The following is an 18,814-nucleotide window of genomic DNA, read 5'->3' on the forward strand; positions in this document are numbered from 1 at the left end:
AAAGGTTTCTCTTGTTGGCTGCCGCGCCGGCCTCAGGCCCGCGCCGGGTTCATCAGGCTGCCCACCACGGCCAGCAGCGTGTCGGGCTCTATCGGTTTGCACAGCCAGCCGGTGGCGCCGGCCTGCCGCGCGTCGGCCTTGCTGGCCTCGTTGCTCAGGGTGCTGAGCACCAGGATGGGTAGGGCCGCGGAGGCCGGCCGCGCGCGCAGCCGGCGCGTGAGCTCGCAGCCGTCCATGGGGACCATGGTCCAGTCGGTCAGCACCAGGTCCACGGGGGTGTCCACAATCCGCTCCAGCGCGGCCTGGCCGTCGCCGGCCAGCAGCACCTGGTAGCCGCCCTCTTCGAGGACGGCGGAATTAAGGTGGCGCATCACGGCCGAGTCGTCGACCACCAGGATGGTTTTTTTGTGCATCAGGTCCGGCTTTCAGGTTGGGCGGGGCCGGGGTTCAGCGCCCGCGGCGCGCCGGCCGGCTTGATCCCGGCACCGGCGCTGTTGGCGGCCCGCGCGCCCTTGCCGGCCGCCAGGAAAGGCGCGCTGGCGGTCGCGGCATTGCCGTTTTCGATGTCGGCCTGCGCGCGCTTGTTGAGCACCAGGATGCTGATGCGCCGGTTGACCGCCGCGTAAGGATCGTCGTTGTTCAGGTGCACGCTGGACGAGACGCCCATGACGCGCAGGATCTTGCCGTCCTGCATGCCGCCGGCCACCAGCTCGCGCCGCGAGGCATTGGCCCGGTCGGCCGACAGCTCCCAGTTGCTGTAGGACTTGCCGCCCTGCGAGTACACGGTGGCGTCGGTGTGGCCGGACAGCGTGAGCTTGTTGGGCTGCTCGTTGAGCACCGGGCCTATCTCGCGCAGGATGCTGCGCATATAGCTCACCACCACGGCGCTGGAGCGGTCGAACATGGGCCGGTTGTTGCTGTCCACGATCTGGATGCGCAAGCCCTCGGGCGTGATGTCGATCAGCAGCTGGGGCCGGAACTGCCTGAGCACCGGGCTGGACTCGATCATGTTGTCCAGCCGCTCCTTGAGCGCTTCCAGGCGCTGGCCGTCGTCCGGGTCCTTGCCGCTGTCAGCGGCCGCCTGCCGGACTTCGCCGTCCGCATGGCTGGGGTCGGCGCCGCCGCCGGGAATCACGTTGGTGCTGGTGCTGCTTTTTTTGCCCCCGGCCAGGGCGACCCGCAGCGGCATCTTGAACTGGTCGGCGATGCCCTCGAGCTGCCTGGGCGAGGAGATGCTCAAAATCCACAGCACCAGGAAGAAGGCGAACATGGCCGTCATGAAATCGGCGAAGGCGATCTTCCAGGCGCCGCCATGGTGGGCGGCCGCTTTCACGGGGCGCCGTATGACGATGATTCTTCGCGCGGTCTCGCTCATGGCAATGTCGCCGGATTGCGTTGGCCGGCCGCCTCAGCGCGCCTTGACCTCGCGCACATGGCCGTCCAGCTCGGTGAAGGACGGCCGCTCGGTCGAGTACAAAATCTTGCGGCCGAACTCCACCGCGAGCTGCGGCGCATAGCCGTTGAGGCTGGCCATCAGCGTGACCTTGATGCACTGGTAGGCCTTGAGCGACTCCGCCACCTTGTGCTCGATGAGCGTGGCCAGCGGCGACACAAAACCGTAGGCCAGCAGGATGCCCAGGAAGGTGCCGACCATGGCATGCGCGATCAGCTGGCCCATCTCGGCCGGCGGCAGGTCGGCCGAGGCCAGCGCGTGCACCACGCCCAGCACGGCCGCCACGATGCCCAGGGCCGGCAGCGCGTCACCCACGCGCGCCAGGCTGTGGGCCGGGACCTCCGCCTCGTGCTTGTAGGTTTCGAGTTCGTGCTCCATGAGCTGCTCGATCTCGAAGGGGTCGGTGTTGCCGCTCACGATCAGGCGCAGGTAGTCGGTCAGGAACTCCAGCACCCGCGCGTCACCCAGGATCACGGTGTAGGGCGCGAACAGCGGGCTGTTGTGCGGGTCGTCGATCTCGGACTCCAGCGCCATCATGCCGTCCTTGCGGCCCTTGGACAGCAGCACGTAGAGCAGGGCCAGCAGCTCCATGTAGAGCGCCTTGTCGTGTTTTTTCGAGCTGGCCAGCAGCTTGGGCAATTCCTTGAGGGTGGCGCGTATGGTGCGGCCGTCGTTGCCCGCGACGAAGGCGCCCACGGCGGCCCCGCCGATGATGAGCAGCTCCAGCGGCTGGTACAGCACCCCGAAATGCCCGCCCATCATGGCGTAGCCGCCAAAGACGGAGGCGACGACGACAAGGTAGCCGATGATGACAAGCATGGGGTTCTCCTGCGGATCTGAAAAAGAAAAGCCGCCCCGCCCTCAGGCGGTGCGCGAACTGTTCATCACATTGGCGAGCCACTGCGACGAGGAGATCGCGGGCGTGCCGCCGGCGGCCGCGGGGCTGCCGCCTTCGGCCTCGTCGCGCTTGGCGCCCGAGGGGCGGGTCTTGCCGGCGCGCGAAGGCGGGCGGCACAGCACGCACACATAGTTGCTCTGCGAGTCATGGGCGTGGGCGACAAACAGGCCCGTGCAGCGCGTGCAGGTGCTCAGCTGTAGCATGTCGCTGTCGAAAAAACGCACCAGCGTCCAGGCCCGCGTGAAGTCCAGCACCGGCTCGCCGCCCTGCTGCTGCACCTGCTCGATGTACAGGCGGTAGCTCTTGATGATGGCGTTGATGCGCGTGCAGCCGCCATGGACCACCATGAAGCGGTAGATGTTGTAGAACATCGACGAGTGGATGTTGGACAGCCAGGTCATGAACCAGTCCGTGGAAAAGGGCAGCAGGCCCTTGGGCGGCGAGGTCCCCTTGAGCTCCTTGTAGAGCTTGATCAGGCGGTCCCGGCTCAGGCTGGTTTCGGCCTCCAGGAACTGCAGGCGGGCGCCCAGCTTGATCAGGTCCATGGCCAGGTGGATTTCCCTGGCCTCCACGATGACGCTTTTACCGGCCATGGCGGTTTCCGGGCAAAAAGCGGCTTGAAGCCGAAACGCGGGACATCACCGGACCGCCTCAAGCTGCTGGCCCGACAGCAGGATCGCGGCATGCGCCTGCTGCAGCGCCGGGTTCTTGCCTTCCAGGGTCAGCGCCGACAGCATGGGATGGTCGTCGAAGCGGAAACGGCACAGCAGCAGGCTGGAGCCCGCCAATTTCACAATCTGGGAAAGCGACAGGCTGCCCAGCAGGTCAGCCAGCTCCCGGCTCATGCCGAGCCGGTACATCGCCAGCGCAATGTCCTCCGTCACCAGCCGCTTGGCGAGCAGCAGGTAGGCCAAATTCAAGTCGCCAATGTCGTTGGCGGTACCAGTGTCAATCACGTTGCGTTCCTGTTCTTTCAAAATTTGCATGTAGAGCGGTGAACGAGTCATCCATCACAGTCAATTTCGTCACCTGTCACAGATTGATTGAGCGGCTTGTCGTACGACTTCCCCTCAATTGCAATTTTTAACACATTAAACTGACAATTACATGAACAAATCAAATTTATCAATTAAGTAACATTTAAGCGTCAAAACAAGAAAATTTAGTAACGAACCGAAGAATTTAATGAAAATATGGGTATTTCAGGCTGATAGAAAATCGATTGACTAGTGTTTAAGTACTCGTTTCTTCATTTTCTAATTGATGGACCCATGTGAGCATTTCTGCAACAGCGAGGTACAAATTTGGCGGAATTCTGCTATCCAGATCTACATGCATTAACAATTTCACCAATTCCAGGGAGGCGTGAACGTAAAGGCCGCTGTCTTTTGCGCGCTGGACAATGGCTTCGGCGACCGCGCCATAGCCCTTGGCCACCACGGTTGGCGCCTCGCCGGCGGCGCCCAGGGACAGCGCCACGGCTTCGGCGCGGGGGCCCCGCGGGCTGCCGGCCCGGTCGGCTTCCCCCTCATCGGACGACCTGTCAGGCATCGCCATTTCCCCCTGAATCCGCCAAATCTGCGGAATCGGCCATACCGGCCGCGCCGCCTACGCGCAAGTCCGTGAGCGCCAGCCCCACGCCTTGCAGGCGCCGCGACAGCTGGTCGCCGGCCTGCTTGAGCACGGCCGCCGTACCGTCCCGCGAGGCGTCCAGGCGCAGCTGCAGCGCTGCGCCGTTAAGCCCCAGGCGCACGTCCAGCGTTCCCAGCCGGGGCAACTGGAGCGTCATGCGCGTGACCCAGGCGGCTGGCGCGCTTTCCGCGCCGCCTTCGCCGGCCTGGCGCTCGCGGCCTGGCTCGGGCTCCTGGCGTTCCTGACATATCTCCCAGTCCATGGGTACGCCGGGCCAGCCCTCGCCGCTCCAGCGGAACACCGGCTGCGCCAGCATCTCGAGCTGCTGGCGCACCAGGCCCAGGGCGTCGGGATGTATCGCCGCCGCGGGATGGCCGGCGCGCGCGCTGTCCACGGAAGCAACGCTGGAAACGGGCAGGTCGGCCTCGGGCAGTGAAAAATCGTGCGGGTTGGGCGGCGCCGGCTCCGGCAAGCCGCTGGGTCCGTAGGTCACGGCCGGGCCGGTTTTGCCCAAGGACGCCGCCAAAAAAGAGGTGGCCGGCGGTGCGGCCGCTTCCGGTTTTTCCAGCGTCCCCGGAGTTTGCAGCACCGGCCCGGCATCGGGCGTAGCAGGTGAAACAGGCGGGACGGGCGGCAACGCCGCCATCTCTTCCAGCAGCAACGCGAGAGAGACCAGCGTGGAACCGACGGCACCAAGCTGTGAGGGGGTGCTCACATCCGCCTGCTGCGCAGCGGCGGCCGGCAAAGCCAGGCCGGCCTGCGGCTCGCGTGCCAGCTGCGCCAGCGTACGCTGGCCGGCCGTGAATTGCTGCAGATGCGATTCGTAAAAAAGGCCGGATTCGGCCACCGTGCGCGCCAGCGCGGCCGCCAGCACCRGCACCGCGGAGGCCCGCATGTCGGGCTGCAGCGCCGCCTGGCCGCGCACGGCGGGCGTGCTGCCCACCGGGAGCTCCAGCAGCGCGCTGACCGTGCGCGCGGCCGCGCTTAGGGTGACGGCGGCTTCGGCCCTGGCAGGGGCCGGGCTTGCCGGGATGCCGCTGCGAGCGACAAGACCCACGCCCAGCTCGCGCTGCAATGCCCCGCGCGAAGGCAGGCGGATGTCGTTGTCCACCTTCTGCACATTCGCCACAGCGCCCGGGCCGGCGATTTCTGCCTGCGCCTTCAGCGGTACCAGGTCCACGCGCTGCCCCAGCCGCGTGGCCAGCAAGGTGTCCACCAGAGGCGTCACGCCGCTCATGGCAGGTAGGCGTCGTCCGGCTGGCCGTAGGCCCTGTGCAGGCTGCGCTGCCGGTCCAGGCTTTTCATGACGCCGACCAGCTTGGACAGCTGGGGCATGATCATGTTGACGATTTCACTCGAGTTGGCGCTGATGCGGCCCAGCAGCACATATTTGCGCGCCGACTGCGCCTCGTCCAGCGTGCTCAGCGGCTCTATGTCCTTCAGGCGCTCCACCATGCTGCTGCACTGCCCTTCCAGCCGGGGCAGCTCGCCCCACTGCTTGGCGCGCGCCAGCACCAGCATGCGCTCGGTCAGCGGGGCGATCTGCTCGTAGCAGTGCATCACTTCACTTTGTGATCCCATGCCTCAAGCCCCCGTGGAAAAACGCGACACCGCGGGCGCGGCCGGCACCTGCGGCGGCCGCGGCCGCTGCGGATCGATCTCGCGCCAGGCCGAGCTCACGCTGTCCAGCAGCCGGTCGGCCTCGTCCAGCAGCGCCGGGTCGTTGCGCAGGTTGGCATACAGCAGGCGTTGCGTGACATAGGCGTAAAACGCCGACAGGTCCGCCACCAGCTGGGCGCCGGCCGCGCCCGCGGCGTCCGCATCCAGGCTGGCCTTCAGGCCGTTGTCGACGATGTTGATGGCCTTGGAAATGGCCTGGCCCTTGGCGCCGATGTCCTTGTTCGCCATGTGGTGGCGCGCCATCGCGATGGCCGTCTTGGCGCCGTCGAACAGCATGGTGATCAGCTGGTGCGGCGAGGCGCTCATGGCCGCGCTCTCGGTGCCGACCTTGGCATAGGCGCTGGCGCCCGGGTGGTAGCTATAGGGTTGGGTGTGGGGCTGGGTGTGCATCGGGAGTAACGGCCGGCTGGCTTATTTGCTCGAATTGCTCGAGCTCATGTTGGCGAATTGCTGGGTCAGGTAGCTGGCGGTGGAGTTCATGCGCGAGACCAGCAGGTCCAGCTGGGTGAACTGCGCCTTGTAGCGCGCGATCGTCGCGTCCACCCGGCTCTGGGTCGCGGTGTACTGGCTGTCCAGCGACTTCAGCGTGGTCTCCACGCCGGTCGCGGCCGCGCTGATCATGCCGGTGCTGCTGGTGAAGCCGTCCAGCAGCGAGGACACCTGCTTGGCTATGCCGCCCGTCGTTCCGTTGCCGGCGAACAGCTCGGCCACCGCGCCCTGCTTGTCCGCGAACGCGGCCTTGAGCTTGGACGCGTCGAAGGCCAGGGTGCCGTCCTTCTGGAAGCTCACGCCGACCCGCGACAGCACCTTGAGCTCGCCGGCCTGCGGCGTGTTGAGCGCCGCGCGTATGCGCGTCTGTATGGTGCGCAGCGTGGAGTCGCCGACCAGGGCCGCGCCGGTCTGTTTTTCGGTGTCGTATTTGGTCAGCTGCGCCGCCGTGGTCTGCAGGCTGTTGTAGGCCGTGACGAAGCCGGTGATGGCCGCCTCCACCGCCGAGGTGTCCCGGCTCACCGTCAGCGTGCTGGTGCCGGTTTTCGCCAGCGTCATGGTCACGCCGGGCGCGGCATCGACCACCGTGTTGGTCTTGGAGGTCACCGGGATGCCGTTGACCTTGAGCGCCGCATTGCCGGCCGCCGCCGTCTGCCGCAGGGCCTGCGCGCCCGAAGCGTCGTGATTGAGCAAGCCCTGCAGGCTGGCGTCGCCGGCGACGGAAATGCGCATGCTCGAAGCTTCGCCGGTTTCCTTGGAGGTCAGCACCAGGCGGTAGGGCGACGCGCCGCCGTCATTGACGATGCTGGCCGTCACGCCGATGTCGGTGCTCTTGTTGATCGCGTCGCGCAAGCCCTCCAGCGAGTTATTGCTGTCGTCGATCACGATGGACTTCGCGGCGCGCGCGGCGTCCGGCGTGAAGCTCGCGCCGCTGTAGGTGCCGCTGGCCTCACTGAACGTGCCGCCCGAGATGCTGCCGAAATCAATGGTGACGGTGCCCTTGCCCACCGCGGCCTTGGTGCTGGAGACACCGGCCGCGGCCAGCGACTGCGCGCTGGCCAGCCGGCTCACGTCCACCGTGTAAATGCCGGCGGTGGCCGAGGCCTGGCCCGTGGCCGAGAGCACGTCGCTCGCGCTCGAAGTGGCCTTGATGCCCTGGAACAAATTGGCGTCGGACAGCTTGGCCGCCGCTGTCTGCAGGGTGCTGAGCGCGTTCTTGAGCGTGCCGTAGGCCGACAGCTTCGCGGTGTAGCTGATCTGCTGCTTTTGCAGCAGCACCAGCGGCTGGCTTTCCGCCTTGGTGAGGTCGGTGAGCAGGTCGTTCAGGTTCAGGTTGGACCCGACGCCCAGGCTTGAAATCGATGCCATGAAATATTCCTCAATCTTCTTGAATGAAAGTGCTGCCCACACAACCCAGCGAAGCGGTCCTGGCCAGGCGCGTCGCCGCAGACAGTGCAGCAGCACGGCAAGGCGACGCAACAACGCCGGGAGGGTTTTTGAGCGGCACTAAACGGCCTGGTGGACCAGCAGGCCCTGTAGCTTGCCGAGCGCGCGCGAAATCCGCACCACCTCTTCCGAAGGCATCTGCCGGATCAGCTCGCCACTCTCCACGTCGACCACCTTGACGACCATGGTGTCGGCCTCCTTGTCGAACTCGAACTGCACGCCGATGGAGGACATGCGCAAGGACTCGTTGATCTCGGCCAGCGCGCTGCGTTCGCGTTCGGGCTGCGCCTTGGGCGGGGGTTCGGCCGGCAGCTCGCGGGCCGCGCCGGCGCGGGCTGAAGGGGCGGGCGGCAGCGGCGCGGCATCGCGCCACGCGGCGGCCGTCGCGGTCGTGGCGGCATTGGCGGCGTTGGCGGAAATAGTCATGCGGGGCTCTCCTCGGAAAATCGCTAGGCACTCCCGCCTGGTGCCCCAAGCGGGAGTGCGTAGCGCAGGCGGCCGAAGCCGCCTGGCTTGCACACGGCGAGGGCGCGCCTTCCGAAAAAGGCGCGCCTTGCGCGATTAACGCAGCAGGGACAGAACGCCCTGGGTCGTCTGGTTGGCCTGGGCCAGCACGGAGGTACCGGCCTGTTGCAGGATGTTGGCGCGCGTCATGTTGGACACTTCGGTCGCGTAGTCCGCGTCTTCGATGCGCGAGCGCGAGGAAGACAGGTTGGTCACCGTGGTGCCCAGGTTGGAGATCACCGAGTCAAAACGGTTTTGCACCGCGCCCAAAGAACCGCGCAGGTCGTCCACCACCTTCAGGGCGGCGTCGATCTTCTTGAGCGCGTTGCCGGTGGCGGCGCCGGCGAATTCGGCCGTGGGCGTTGCGCCGCTCAGCACGATGTCGGTGCCGTCAACCGTGTTGCTGCCGGCTGCGCCGGTGTCGGTCAGCGCGGCCTGGATGCCGGCCAGGCCGTAGTTCTTGCCCTGGATGGAGACGAAGGCGGTCACGGTGCCGGCGGCATCGGTGCCGACCTTGACGGGCTGGGTCGTCAGGGTCACGGCGGCCGCGACGCCGTTGGCGGGATCGGTGAAATCGACCGTGGCCGTGTTCAGCGTCACGGCGCCGGTGGCGGGCGCCACGGAAGCCGCGTAGAAGTCGTCACCGCTCTTGACCACCCAGTTCGCCGTGGGGGCGCCGGCGGCGGTCAGCACGTTGTGCAGGGACAGGTCGGCAGCGTTGACCGTGGAGCCGGTGGCTGCGGTCAGGGCCGTGGCGACGGCGCTCAGGTCGGTGGCAACGGGTGCGCCGGCGCCTGGGTCGACCGTGAGGGCTGCCGCGCTGACGTTCAGCGCGTTGCTGGCGACCGAGAAGCCGGTCATCTTCAGGCTGGCGGAGTCGATCTGCTTGAGGTTGATGTCGATGGTTTCGCCGTCGTTCGCGCCGACCTGGATGCTCAGCTTGTTGTTGGCGGCCAGCACTTTCACGCCGTTGAAGTCGGTCTGTGCCGAGGTGCGGTCGATTTCTTCCAGGCGCTGGGTGATTTCAGCCTGGATCGAAGCCTTGTCGGCCACCGAGTTGGAACCGTTGGCCGACTGCACGGCCAGTTCGCGGATGCGCTGCAGGTTGCTGTTGATTTCGGTCAACGCGCCTTCAGTGGTCTGCGCCAGCGAGATGCCGTCGTTGGCATTGCGCTGCGCGACAGCCAGGCCCTTGATGTTGGCCGTGAAGCGGTTGGCGATGGCCTGGCCGGCCGCGTCGTCCTTGGCGCTGTTGATGCGCAGGCCCGAGGACAGGCGCTGGATCGCCGTGTTCAGCGAAGACTGCGACTTGTTGAGGTTGTTCTGCGTGAGCAGGGAAAGCGAGTTGGTATTGATGACTTGGGCCATGAGGGACTCCTGATTACATAGGTTGTGGACTCCGGCTAACTTGCCGTCACGCTGGCCTTGCCTGCCATGACAGTCTGCAAGCCACCGTTGTCCAGCTTATCGGCCGGGCCGATTCAAACCTTTAGCGGGCGGCCGAAAATAATTCGCGCCCGCCCCTCATCACGCCGGCATGTTCATGATTTCCTGGTAGGCCGCGACCACGCGGTTGCGCACCTGCAGGCCCATCTGGAAACCGATGTTGGCCTTTTGCATGTCGACCATCACGTCGTTGAGCGCCACGCCGGGCTTGCCCAGCTCGAAGGCCTCGGCCTGGCTGTAGGCGTTCTGCTGGGTCTCGCTGATGCGGTCCAGCGATTTTTTGAGCTCGCCCGCGAAGCCGCCGCCAGCGGCCTCGCCGCCTTGCGCCGCTGAAGGGGCCGAAGCCTGGGCCAGCGCGCGCATTTGCTGCAGCACGGACTCGATCGAAGAAATAGCCATGGTGTTTCTTTCAGGCGCGTGCGCGCCCCTGGGTTGGATGACGGCATGAAGCGTAGCGGCGGGGCCGGCGCGCGCATCAGGCCAAAAGACGGCAAAAGCCCCGGCTATTCGGCGGATCGGGAAGCCCGAGCGGCTCTGACAATTCTTCACAAGGACCCGCCCGGCACCCCTCCCGTGCGCGGATGCCGGTCGCCTCTTCGCTTCATCGCCTCAGTCATTGAATAAGACCTGTTGTATGCCAACTGTTGTTCCGGCCGCACGGCCACCACGCAGCCTCCGCTTCATCGCCGCGCCTTCCCGCGGCGCGTTGACGGCGGCCGGGTGAGCGCGTGAACTCCGCCGCACTGGGCGCCGACACGGCCCTGCCCAAAGCACCGCCATGGCTGGCGCAGCTGCGCGCCAACCCGCGCCTGCCGCTGATGCTGGGCGCGTCCGCCGCGGTGGCCGCCGTCGCCGCGCTGTGGCTGTGGAGCCGCGCGCCCGACTACGGCGTGCTCTACAGCAACCTGTCCGACCGCGACGGCGGCGCCATCATCGCGTCGCTGCAGCAGATGAACATCCCCTACAAGTTCACCGAGGGCGGCGGCGCGCTGCTGGTGGCGGCCAACAAGGTGCCCGAGGCACGCCTGCGCCTGGCCGCCCAGGGCCTGCCCAAGGGCGGCACCGTCGGCTTTGAACTGATGGACGCGCAGAAATTCGGCACCAGCCAGTTCGCCGAGCAGGTCAACTACCAGCGCGCCCTCGAAGGCGAGCTTGCGCGCTCCATCAATTCCATTTCCGCCGTCGAGTCGGCGCGCGTGCACCTGGCGCTGCCCAAGCCCTCGCTGTTCGTGCGCGACCAGAAAAAACCCAGCGCCTCCGTGGTGCTGAGCCTGCACCGCGGCCGCAGCATCGACGAAGGCCAGGTCAGCGCCATCGTGCATCTGATCTCCAGCAGCGTGCCCGAGCTCTCGGCCAAAAGCATCACCGTGGTCGACCAGGCCGGCAACCTGCTCTCGGCGGCCAACGCCGGCACGCGCGGCCTGGACGTGAGCCAGCTCAAATACACCCAGGAAATCGAGCAGGGCTACATCCGCCGCATCGAAGCCATCCTGCAGCCCATCCTGGGCGCGGGCAATGTGCATGCGCAGGTGGCCGCCGACATCGACTTTTCAGTCGTCGAGAACACCGACGAAAAATTCCGCCCCAACCAGGAACCCGGCACCGCCGCCATACGCAGCCAGCAGTCCAGCGAGTCCGGCCAGGGGGGCGGCGGTCCGGCCACGGGCGTGCCCGGCGCATTGACCAACCAGCCGCCGCCGGACCCGGTCGCACCCATCACCGCGCCTTCGCAGATCAAGCCGGGCACACCCGCCGGCACGCCACCCGGTACGGCCCCCGGGGCCCAGCTCAAGATGAGCGCCGAACTCGGCTCGGCCGGCGCGGCGCCGCGCGCCGCGGGCACGGGCGGCAACTCGCGCAGGGACGTCACCACCAATTACGAAGTGGACCGCTCCATACGCCACACACAGCAGGGCGCGGGCGGCATCAAGCGCCTGTCGGTCGCGGTGGTGGTCAATTACCGCGGGGGCACGGGCGCCGGCAAACGAGCGGCCCTGACGGCGGCCGAACTCGAGCAGATCCGCAACCTGGCGCGCCAGGCCATGGGTTTCAGCGCCGAGCGCGGCGACTCGCTCAACGTGGTCAACAGCCCCTTTGCCGCCGACACCGAAACCCCCGAGCTGCCGCTGTGGCGCCAGCCCGAGAACATCGAGATCGCCAAGTCCTCGGGCAAATACCTGCTGCTGGGCTTGCTGGCGCTTTATCTGTGGCTGGCCGTGCTGCGGCCGCTGCTGCGCAAACACCTGCAGCCCGCGCCGGCGGCGGCGTTCGCTGCGGACGCGGACATTGATGCCAAGCCGGTTGAAGCGGCCAGCGCGCAGGCGCAGGCCCTGGAGAAGGAACAGCGCGAACGCCGCGAGCAGCGGCACCAGGCCAACCTCCAGTATGCGCAGGACATGGCGGCCAAGGAGCCGGCCATGGTGGCCATGCTGATCAAACACTGGACGGAAAAAAATGGCGGATGAAGGCATGCGCAAAAGCGCCATCCTGTTGATGTCGCTGGGTGAGGCCGGCGCCGGCAGCGTGCTGCAGCACCTGCCCCAGCATGTGGTGCAAACCCTGGGCAAGGCCATGGCCGGCCTGGCCCAGGTCAGGCGCGACGAGGTCAGCGAGGTGCTGCGCGAGTTCCGCGAGGAAACCGAGCAGTACTCGGCCACGCATGTGGACGCCGGCAGCTACCTGCGCGCCGTGCTCAACAAGGCCCTGGGCAACACCCGCGCGGCCGACCTGCTGGAGAGTATTTCCCAGCCCGACAGCTCGACCAGCGGCATAGACCGCCTGAACCAGCTGGAGGCGACCGAGGTCGTCGAGCTGATACGCGACGAACACCCGCAGATCATCGCCACCCTGCTGGTGCACCTGGACCGCGACAAGGCCGCCGACGTGCTCGAGCAGCTGCCCGAGCGCGTGCGCCACGACGCCGTGCTGCGCGTGGCCACCTTCGGCGGCGTGCAGCCGGCCGCCCTCAAGGAGCTGACCGACGTGCTCACCGACATGCTGTCGGGCGAAGGCGTCAAGCGCAGCCGCCTGGGCGGCATACGCGCGGCCGCCGAGATCGTCAACATGATGAGCAGCGCCCAGGAGGAAAGCGTCATCAAGCATGTGCGCGAGCACGACGAGGCGCTGGCGCAGAAGATGATCGACGAGATGTTCCTGTTCGAGAACCTGCTCGAGCTCGAGGACCGCAGCGTGCAGCTGCTGCTCAAGGAGGTCGAGTCGGAGTCGCTGATCATCGCGCTCAAGGGCGCGCCGCTGGAGCTGCGCGACAAATTCCTCAAGAACATGTCGCAGCGCGCCGCCGAGATGCTGCGCGAGGACATCGAGATGCGCGGCCCGGTGCGCGTCTCACAGGTCGAGGCCGAACAAAAGGGCATCCTGCAGATCGTGCGCCGCCTGGCCGATGCCGGCGAGATCGTGCTCGGCGGCCAGGGCAACGACTCCTATGTATAACAAGCCCGCCAACACACCGCGCGCCGGGCCGCCCTTCGCGCGCCGCGCCAACGGCGCCAAGGAAGCGCTCACCGCCTGGGAGCGCTGGGAAATGACGGCCATCGCGCAAGACCCCGCGCCCGACCTTGCCCCCGAACCCAAACCCGCGCCCGTGGTCGCGCCGCTCAAGCCCGAAGTGCTGATCAACGACGTCGAGCTGGCCCAGCTGCGCCTGCAGGCCCTGCGCAGCGGCGAGGCCGAAGGCTTTCGCCAGGGCTTCGCCCAGGGCCAGGCGCAGGGCCGCGAGCAGGCCATCGCCGAAGTCCAGGCCGAGGCGCGGCAGCTGCGCGCGCTGGCGCAAACCTTGCCCGACGCGCTGCGCGGCGCCCAGGCCGAAATCGCCGACAACTTGCTGGCGCTGGCGCTGGACATCGCGCGCCAGGTGCTGGGCCAGGCCCTGGCACTCGACAGCGGCGCCATCCTGCCGGTGGTGCGCGAACTGCTGCAGGCCGAACCGGCGCTCAGCGGCTCGCCGCAGCTGGTGCTGCACCCCGACGACGCGGCCCTGGTGCAGCAGCACCTGGCCGAAGATTTACAGGCCGCCGGCTGGCGCATCCGTAGCGACGTGAACTGCCAGCGCGGCGGCTGCCGCGTGCTGGCGGCCAGCGGCGAGCAGGACGCCAGCCTGCCGGGCCGCTGGGAGCGCGTCACCGCGGCCCTGGTCAAAACCGCCATGCACAGCCCGGCCGTGGTCCATGCCTGAGCAAGCCGCTCCTGCCGATACTCCTGCCGCCAGCCCGCTGCGCGCCTGGCACGGTGCGCTGGACGAGGCGCGCAGCGCGGTCGCGCAAAGCGTGCCGGTACGCAGCTACGGCCGGCTCACGCGCGCCGTCGGGCTGGTGCTCGAAGCTGTCGGCCTGCGCCTGCCGGTCGGCAGCGACTGCCTGATCGAGCTGCCGCCCGGCTACCCGCAAAAGACCGCCGAGGCCGAGGTCGTGGGTTTTGCCGGCGACCGGATTTTCCTGATGCCGCAAAGCGAGGTCGACGGCCTGCTGCCCGGCGCGCGCGTCTATGCGCTGGATTCGCCCACCGGCCACGCCGGCGGACTCGGCCCGCGCACCAAACGGCTGCCGGTGGGCGCCGGCATGCTGGGCCGCGTGGTCGATGCCGCCGGCCGGCCGCTGGACGGGCGCGGCCCGCTGGATTTTTCGCGCGAGGTGCCGCTGGCCGCCAAGCCCATCAACCCGCTGACCCGCGCGCCCATCGACAGCGTGCTCGACGTCGGCGTGCGCGCCATCAACGCGCTGCTGACCGTGGGGCGCGGCCAGCGCATGGGCCTGTTCGCCGGCTCCGGCGTCGGCAAAAGCGTGCTGCTGGGCATGATGGCGCGCTACACCAGTGCCGACGTCATCGTCGTCGGCCTGATCGGCGAGCGCGGCCGCGAGGTCAAGGACTTCATCGAAAACACCCTGGGCGAGGAAGGCATGGCGCGCGCCGTGCTGGTCGCGGCGCCGGCCGACACCTCGCCGCTGCTGCGCCTGCAAGGCGCGGCCTATGCCACCTGCCTGGCCGAATATTTCCGCGACGAGGGCCAAAACGTGCTGCTCATCATGGACTCGCTGACGCGTTACGCGATGGCGCAGCGCGAGATCGCGCTGGCCGTGGGCGAACCGCCGGCCACCAAGGGCTACCCGCCCTCGGTCTTCGCCAAGCTGCCCGCGCTGGTGGAGCGCGCCGGCAACGGCGCGCGCGACGCCGAGGGCCGCGGCGGATCGATCACCGCCTTCTACACCGTGCTGGCCGAGGGCGACGACCAGCAGGACCCGATTGCCGACTCGGCGCGCGCCATCCTCGACGGCCATGTGGTGCTCTCGCGCAGCCTGGCCGAATCGGGCCACTACCCGGCGATAGACATCGAGGCTTCCATCAGCCGCGCCATGACGGCGCTGATCACGCCCACGCAGTTCCAGGCCGTGCGCAGCTTCAAGCAGGCCCTCTCGCGCTACCAGCGCAACCGCGACCTGATCAGCGTGGGCGCTTACGCTCCCGGCCACGACGCGCAGCTGGACCAGGCCATCGCGCTGTATCCGCGCATGGAAGCTTTTTTGCAGCAGACCATGGAAGAGCGCGTGGGCCATGGCGAGGCCACCGACCAGCTCAACGCCATCTTCCAGGCTTGACCCCCCTCTTGCCGCCCCCCTCGTCTTTCTCCAGAACCCCAACCCCAGGAATCTCCCCATGGCCACCAGACTGCCGCTCGCCACGCTGATTGAACTGGCGCAGAACAAAACCGACGAAGCCACACGCCGCCTCGGCCAGCTGCAGGCCGCGCGCACCAGCGCCGCCGACAAACTCGAGATGCTGCAGCGCTACCGCCAGGAATACCTGGACCAGCTGCAGGCGCGCATGGGCGAGGGCGTGCCGGCGGCGCAAATGCGCAATTTCAACCACTTCATCAGCACGCTGGACAGCGCCATCGAGCAGCAGCGCGCCATCACCGCGCAGGCCGACACCCGGCTCGCGACCGGGCGCGGCGACTGGCAAAGCAGCCAGCGCCGCCTCAACTCCTTCGACACCCTGGCCGGCCGCGTGCGCCTGCAGGAAATCGCCGTGCAGCACAAACGCGAGCAGCGCGACAGCGACGAACGCAGCGCGCGCCAGTTTTTCCACCTGCGCGCCGGCCTGCAGGGCCACTAGATTCAAGACTGGAAACCGCCATGTCCCTGTTACCCCCTTCGCTCTCCTCTGCCACTCCCGCTCCGGCTCCCGGCAGCGGCGTTTCTTCCACAGTCTCCGCGCGCGGCGATGAAGGCAGCCAGGGCGATAGCGAAAGTTTTGGCGAGGTGCTGTCGCGCTCGCTTGCGGCTTCGGGCGAAGTGCCCGCCAAACCCGGTGGCAAAGCAGCAGCCCCTGGTCCCGCCAAACGCCTTGCCGAGGACAAAACCGAAGCGGCTGACATCGCCAGCACCGCGGCCCTGCTTTTTGTGCCGCTGCAAACGCGTATTGCCAAAGCGGCCGGTGCCGACAGCGCTACCGCCGCCCCCACGGCTTCGGCCCTTGGCGCCGTGCCTTCGACGCAACTGCCCGCGGACCCCGGTGCATCCACCGCGGTAGCGGCCACGGCCGCCAGCGCCGGCGATGAACCAACACCCACGCCGCAAACCCTGATCGCCTCAGATGTGCCCACCGCGCCCGCTATGCCCGCTGGACCCGCAAGAAGCCGGGAAGCCTCCGAACCCACCGCGCCCCCGGCCGCAGGCGACAAGGCAGCCCTTGCCCTGCCCGCCGGGGCAATGACCATCCCGGCCGGTGCGACTCACGAGAACCCGTCGCAAACATCTTCAGGGCAAGGACAACGGCCCGGTGATGAAGCGCGCGAAGTCCTGGGCACGGACACGCGCGATGAACAAAAACCCGTAGCCGCCAAAGCGCCCGCCACCACAGCGGCCAAGGACGCAGCCGCTGAAGTCACCGGCAGCGCGACCCAGGCTTTAGCCCCCGGCGCAAGCCAGCCCGAAACCGGTACGCAGGCCGCCAGCCCCGGCATCAGCCTCAGCACCACAGCCCCCACGGCCCACACCCATGCCGTACCCGCCAGCCCCGCCGCAGCGGCCGCCCCAAGCCAGGCAGTGCTCACACCCGAAGTCGGCAGCGGCGAATGGGGCCAGGCCCTGGGCCGGCAGATGCTGCACATGGGCAAGGCCGGCGAGCAGGTGGCCGAGCTGCAGCTCAACCCGCCCGGCCTGGGCCCGCTCAAGGTCACGCTCAGCATGAACGACAACCAGGTCCAGGCGTTTTTTGTGTCGGCGCATTCCTCGGTGCGCGCCGCCGTCGAAGCCGCCCTGCCGCAGCTGCGCAGCACGCTGGCCGACAGCGGCATCAGCCTGGGCAATACCTCGGTGGATTCCGGCGGCCAGCAGCAGCCGGCCTTTGCGCAGGGCCACCAGGGCCAGGGCGGCCAACCCGGGCCGTCGGGCCAGCAAGGCCGGCCGGCTTACCCGGCCGCCGATGCGCAAGCCCAGTCCCCCGCAGCCACGGCGCCCACGCCCCGCCGCGGCAAGGTGGACACCTACGCCTGAGCGCGCGCAAGGCAGGCGGACGCGCCCGGCAAATGCCGAAGTTGAAGCGTTTTCCCCCTGCTGCTCCAGCGATGCCCTGCGGGCCTTTTCCCCAACAATCCATTGACCCATCCACTCCCCTACAGCCATGGCTACCAGCACACTCCCTGCGAAGACATTGAGCACGCGCCAGCCCTCACCCTCACCCCGGCTTATCGCCCTGTTGATCGCCCTGTCGGTCGTGGCCGCCGCCGCGGCCGCGGGCGCCACCTATTACCTGAGCAACCGCCGCAGTGCCGAAGCCGCGCCCGCCGCCAACCCCTTGCCGGCCGCCCCGCTGTTTGTGGCGCTGGAGCCCATGACCGTCAACCTGCAGCCCGGCGGCCGCAGCCGTTTTTTGCACGCGGCCGTCACGCTGAAAGTGCCTGACGCCAAATCCCAGGCCCTGGTCACCCAGTACCTGCCTGAAGTGCGCAGCCGGCTGCTCACGGTGCTGTCCAACCGTGCCTCCGACGCGCTGATCACGCCCGAGGAAAAAGCCAAGCTCGCCACCGAAATCATGGCGGCGCTGAACCAGCCCCTGGTAGCCAACCTGCCCTCGCTGAAGATCTCCAGCGTGATGTTCACCACCTTCATGCTGCAGTAAAGCGGCCGATGCAACCCGAATCCGCCCATGGCTTATGAAGCACAGCTCTCGCAGGACGAGGTCGATGCGCTGCTGCAGGGCGTCACCGGCGACGCCGGCGCGGCGGCCCCGCGGCCGGCCGCGCCCGCCGGCCCGCCGACCTACAAGCTCGGCACGGACGAGCGCATCGTGCGCGGCCGCATGCACACGCTGGAGGTCATCAACGAGCGTTTCGCGCGCCATTTGCGCGGCGCGCTGCTGACCTTCATGCGGCGCAGCGCCGACATCTCGGTCGGCTCGGTGCAGATCCAGAAATACGGCGACTTCATACGCCACCTGCCGGTGCCGGCCAACATCAACCTGATGCACATGAAGCCGCTGCGCGGCACGGCCCTGTTCGTGTTCGACCCCAAGCTGGTCTTCCTGGTCGTGGACAACCTGTTCGGCAGCGACGGCCGCTACCACGTGCGCATCGAGGGGCGCGACTTCACGCAGACCGAGCAGCGCATCATCAAGCGCCTGCTCAACCTCACGCTGGAGAGCTACGGCGGCGCCTGGCAGCCGGTCTACCCGCTGGAGTTCGAATACGTGCGCGCCGAGATGCATGCCAAGCTGGCCAACATCGTCGCGCCCAACGAGGTGGTGGTCAACACCACCTTCCAGATCGAGTTCGGCCCCCTGGGCGGGGCGCTCAACGTCTGCATTCCCTATTCCATGATAGAGCCGATACGCGACCTGCTGGCCAACCCGCTGCAGGACGCGATCGAGATCGACAAGCGCTGGGTCAAGCAGCTGTCGCAGCAGGTGCAGAGCGCCGAGGTCGAGCTGCGCGCCCACTTCCTGACCCTGCAGTCCAGCATAGGCCAGCTGCTCAAGCTGCAGGCCGGCGACGTGCTGCCCGTCGAGATCCCGGACACCATCATCGGCAAGGTCAACGGCGTGCCCGTCATGGAATGCGGCTACGGCACCTCCAACAACCACTATGCCCTGCGCGTGGAAAAAATGATCCACCACCAGGACAGCGACTCCAGCAAGGGAAAAGACCATGAGTGAAGACAGCAAAGCGCAGCCCGCGGCCGAGCTCGACGACTGGGGCAGCGCGCTCGCCGAGCAGGCGCAGTCCAGCGCGCCGGCCGCCGCGCCCGCGCCCGCCC

21 protein-coding genes are annotated in these 18,814 nt (G+C 67.7%); 8 read left to right on the forward strand and 13 right to left on the reverse strand.

Annotated features, from left to right (window positions below; translation table 11 throughout):
* Positions 1 to 32 precede the first annotated feature (32 nt).
* The 13 genes from AC1D09_RS15910 to fliE form a co-directional block, all read right to left on the reverse strand.
* Entirely contained in the window at positions 33 to 413 is a 381-nt protein-coding gene (locus AC1D09_RS15910) for a response regulator (RefSeq protein WP_477660948.1), read from the reverse strand.
* On the reverse strand, positions 413 to 1,375 hold the full coding sequence (motB, locus tag AC1D09_RS15915) for a flagellar motor protein MotB (protein ID WP_477660947.1): 963 nt from the start codon (positions 1,373 to 1,375) through the stop codon (positions 413 to 415). The genes AC1D09_RS15910 and motB overlap by 1 nt, the downstream gene beginning before the upstream one ends.
* 33 nt (positions 1,376 to 1,408) lie before the next feature.
* The gene (gene motA / locus AC1D09_RS15920) at positions 1,409 to 2,272 is read right to left on the reverse strand and encodes a flagellar motor stator protein MotA (protein ID WP_074577822.1); all 864 of its coding nucleotides are present in this window, start codon (positions 2,270 to 2,272) and stop codon (positions 1,409 to 1,411) included.
* A 42-nt stretch (positions 2,273 to 2,314) separates the two neighbouring features.
* Positions 2,315 to 2,944: a flagellar transcriptional regulator FlhC gene (gene flhC, locus AC1D09_RS15925; RefSeq protein ID WP_074577821.1), complete on the reverse strand. Its 630-nt coding sequence runs from the start codon at positions 2,942 to 2,944 to the stop codon at positions 2,315 to 2,317.
* A 45-nt stretch (positions 2,945 to 2,989) separates the two neighbouring features.
* The gene (gene flhD, locus AC1D09_RS15930) at positions 2,990 to 3,337 is read right to left on the reverse strand and encodes a flagellar transcriptional regulator FlhD (RefSeq protein ID WP_007862628.1); all 348 of its coding nucleotides are present in this window, start codon (positions 3,335 to 3,337) and stop codon (positions 2,990 to 2,992) included.
* Between the two features lie 247 nt (positions 3,338 to 3,584).
* A complete protein-coding gene (locus AC1D09_RS15935; RefSeq protein ID WP_477661163.1) occupies positions 3,585 to 3,902 on the reverse strand; it encodes an EscU/YscU/HrcU family type III secretion system export apparatus switch protein in 318 nt (105 codons plus the stop codon).
* A complete protein-coding gene (fliK, locus tag AC1D09_RS15940; protein ID WP_477701127.1) occupies positions 3,895 to 5,220 on the reverse strand; it encodes a flagellar hook-length control protein FliK in 1,326 nt (441 codons plus the stop codon). Before fliK ends, AC1D09_RS15935 begins: the two co-directional genes overlap by 8 nt.
* On the reverse strand, positions 5,217 to 5,564 hold the full coding sequence (locus tag AC1D09_RS15945; RefSeq protein WP_477660945.1) for a flagellar protein FliT: 348 nt from the start codon (positions 5,562 to 5,564) through the stop codon (positions 5,217 to 5,219). The genes fliK and AC1D09_RS15945 overlap by 4 nt, the downstream gene beginning before the upstream one ends.
* A 3-nt stretch (positions 5,565 to 5,567) precedes the next feature.
* On the reverse strand, positions 5,568 to 6,053 hold the full coding sequence (gene fliS, locus AC1D09_RS15950; RefSeq protein ID WP_477660944.1) for a flagellar export chaperone FliS: 486 nt from the start codon (positions 6,051 to 6,053) through the stop codon (positions 5,568 to 5,570).
* A 21-nt stretch (positions 6,054 to 6,074) separates the two neighbouring features.
* Positions 6,075 to 7,520 carry a flagellar filament capping protein FliD gene (gene fliD / locus AC1D09_RS15955; protein ID WP_477660943.1) on the reverse strand — a complete coding sequence of 482 codons (1,446 nt, stop codon included), beginning with the start codon at positions 7,518 to 7,520 and terminating at the stop codon, positions 6,075 to 6,077.
* A gap of 138 nt (positions 7,521 to 7,658) precedes the next feature.
* Positions 7,659 to 8,024, reverse strand: coding sequence for a flagellar protein FlaG (locus AC1D09_RS15960; RefSeq protein ID WP_477660942.1), 366 nt, complete (start codon positions 8,022 to 8,024; stop codon positions 7,659 to 7,661).
* Between the two features lie 135 nt (positions 8,025 to 8,159).
* Positions 8,160 to 9,470 carry a FliC/FljB family flagellin gene (locus tag AC1D09_RS15965; protein ID WP_477660941.1) on the reverse strand — a complete coding sequence of 437 codons (1,311 nt, stop codon included), beginning with the start codon at positions 9,468 to 9,470 and terminating at the stop codon, positions 8,160 to 8,162.
* A 159-nt stretch (positions 9,471 to 9,629) separates the two neighbouring features.
* Positions 9,630 to 9,947, reverse strand: a complete 318-nt coding sequence (gene fliE / locus AC1D09_RS15970; protein WP_477660940.1) for a flagellar hook-basal body complex protein FliE — start codon at positions 9,945 to 9,947, stop codon at positions 9,630 to 9,632.
* A gap of 329 nt (positions 9,948 to 10,276) precedes the next feature.
* On the opposite strand from fliE, the gene fliF reads away from it, so the two are divergent.
* The 8 genes from fliF to fliM all read left to right on the forward strand — a co-directional run bounded on the left by fliF (position 10,277) and on the right by fliM (position 18,713).
* Positions 10,277 to 12,013: a flagellar basal-body MS-ring/collar protein FliF gene (gene fliF / locus AC1D09_RS15975; RefSeq protein ID WP_477660939.1), complete on the forward strand. Its 1,737-nt coding sequence runs from the start codon at positions 10,277 to 10,279 to the stop codon at positions 12,011 to 12,013.
* Positions 12,003 to 12,998 carry a flagellar motor switch protein FliG gene (gene fliG / locus AC1D09_RS15980; protein WP_477701128.1) on the forward strand — a complete coding sequence of 332 codons (996 nt, stop codon included), beginning with the start codon at positions 12,003 to 12,005 and terminating at the stop codon, positions 12,996 to 12,998. The genes fliF and fliG overlap by 11 nt, the downstream gene beginning before the upstream one ends.
* Positions 12,991 to 13,740, forward strand: coding sequence for a flagellar assembly protein FliH (locus tag AC1D09_RS15985; RefSeq protein WP_477660937.1), 750 nt, complete (start codon positions 12,991 to 12,993; stop codon positions 13,738 to 13,740). The genes fliG and AC1D09_RS15985 overlap by 8 nt, the downstream gene beginning before the upstream one ends.
* Positions 13,733 to 15,157, forward strand: a complete 1,425-nt coding sequence (gene fliI, locus AC1D09_RS15990; protein ID WP_477660936.1) for a flagellar protein export ATPase FliI — start codon at positions 13,733 to 13,735, stop codon at positions 15,155 to 15,157. The genes AC1D09_RS15985 and fliI overlap by 8 nt, the downstream gene beginning before the upstream one ends.
* Positions 15,158 to 15,215: 58 nt before the next feature.
* A complete protein-coding gene (gene fliJ / locus AC1D09_RS15995) occupies positions 15,216 to 15,674 on the forward strand; it encodes a flagellar export protein FliJ (protein WP_477660935.1) in 459 nt (152 codons plus the stop codon).
* Between the two features lie 20 nt (positions 15,675 to 15,694).
* Positions 15,695 to 17,056 carry a flagellar hook-length control protein FliK gene (locus AC1D09_RS16000; protein ID WP_477660934.1) on the forward strand — a complete coding sequence of 454 codons (1,362 nt, stop codon included), beginning with the start codon at positions 15,695 to 15,697 and terminating at the stop codon, positions 17,054 to 17,056.
* A 127-nt stretch (positions 17,057 to 17,183) separates the two neighbouring features.
* Positions 17,184 to 17,681 (forward strand): flagellar basal body-associated protein FliL, encoded by a 498-nt coding sequence (fliL, locus tag AC1D09_RS16005; protein ID WP_477660933.1) that lies wholly within the window; start codon positions 17,184 to 17,186, stop codon positions 17,679 to 17,681.
* Between the two features lie 27 nt (positions 17,682 to 17,708).
* Positions 17,709 to 18,713, forward strand: a complete 1,005-nt coding sequence (fliM, locus tag AC1D09_RS16010; RefSeq protein ID WP_477701129.1) for a flagellar motor switch protein FliM — start codon at positions 17,709 to 17,711, stop codon at positions 18,711 to 18,713.
* The last annotated feature ends 101 nt before the right edge of the window (positions 18,714 to 18,814 follow it).

The organism is Polaromonas sp. P1_A2 (assembly GCF_056406895.1).

Coding starts and splice junctions, on each gene's coding strand:
- AC1D09_RS15910 (WP_477660948.1), bottom strand. CDS start 413: ATGCACAAAAAAACCATCCTGGTGGTCGACGACTCGGCCGTGATGCGC.
- motB (WP_477660947.1), bottom strand. CDS start 1,375: ATGAGCGAGACCGCGCGAAGAATCATCGTCATACGGCGCCCCGTGAAA.
- motA (WP_074577822.1), bottom strand. CDS start 2,272: ATGCTTGTCATCATCGGCTACCTTGTCGTCGTCGCCTCCGTCTTTGGC.
- flhC (WP_074577821.1), bottom strand. CDS start 2,944: ATGGCCGGTAAAAGCGTCATCGTGGAGGCCAGGGAAATCCACCTGGCC.
- flhD (WP_007862628.1), bottom strand. CDS start 3,337: ATGCAAATTTTGAAAGAACAGGAACGCAACGTGATTGACACTGGTACC.
- AC1D09_RS15935 (WP_477661163.1), bottom strand. CDS start 3,902: ATGCCTGACAGGTCGTCCGATGAGGGGGAAGCCGACCGGGCCGGCAGC.
- AC1D09_RS15945 (WP_477660945.1), bottom strand. CDS start 5,564: ATGGGATCACAAAGTGAAGTGATGCACTGCTACGAGCAGATCGCCCCG.
- fliS (WP_477660944.1), bottom strand. CDS start 6,053: ATGCACACCCAGCCCCACACCCAACCCTATAGCTACCACCCGGGCGCC.
- fliD (WP_477660943.1), bottom strand. CDS start 7,520: ATGGCATCGATTTCAAGCCTGGGCGTCGGGTCCAACCTGAACCTGAAC.
- AC1D09_RS15960 (WP_477660942.1), bottom strand. CDS start 8,024: ATGACTATTTCCGCCAACGCCGCCAATGCCGCCACGACCGCGACGGCC.
- AC1D09_RS15965 (WP_477660941.1), bottom strand. CDS start 9,470: ATGGCCCAAGTCATCAATACCAACTCGCTTTCCCTGCTCACGCAGAAC.
- fliE (WP_477660940.1), bottom strand. CDS start 9,947: ATGGCTATTTCTTCGATCGAGTCCGTGCTGCAGCAAATGCGCGCGCTG.
- fliG (WP_477701128.1), top strand. CDS start 12,003: ATGGCGGATGAAGGCATGCGCAAAAGCGCCATCCTGTTGATGTCGCTG.
- AC1D09_RS15985 (WP_477660937.1), top strand. CDS start 12,991: ATGTATAACAAGCCCGCCAACACACCGCGCGCCGGGCCGCCCTTCGCG.
- fliI (WP_477660936.1), top strand. CDS start 13,733: ATGCCTGAGCAAGCCGCTCCTGCCGATACTCCTGCCGCCAGCCCGCTG.
- fliJ (WP_477660935.1), top strand. CDS start 15,216: ATGGCCACCAGACTGCCGCTCGCCACGCTGATTGAACTGGCGCAGAAC.
- AC1D09_RS16000 (WP_477660934.1), top strand. CDS start 15,695: ATGTCCCTGTTACCCCCTTCGCTCTCCTCTGCCACTCCCGCTCCGGCT.
- fliL (WP_477660933.1), top strand. CDS start 17,184: ATGGCTACCAGCACACTCCCTGCGAAGACATTGAGCACGCGCCAGCCC.
- fliM (WP_477701129.1), top strand. CDS start 17,709: ATGGCTTATGAAGCACAGCTCTCGCAGGACGAGGTCGATGCGCTGCTG.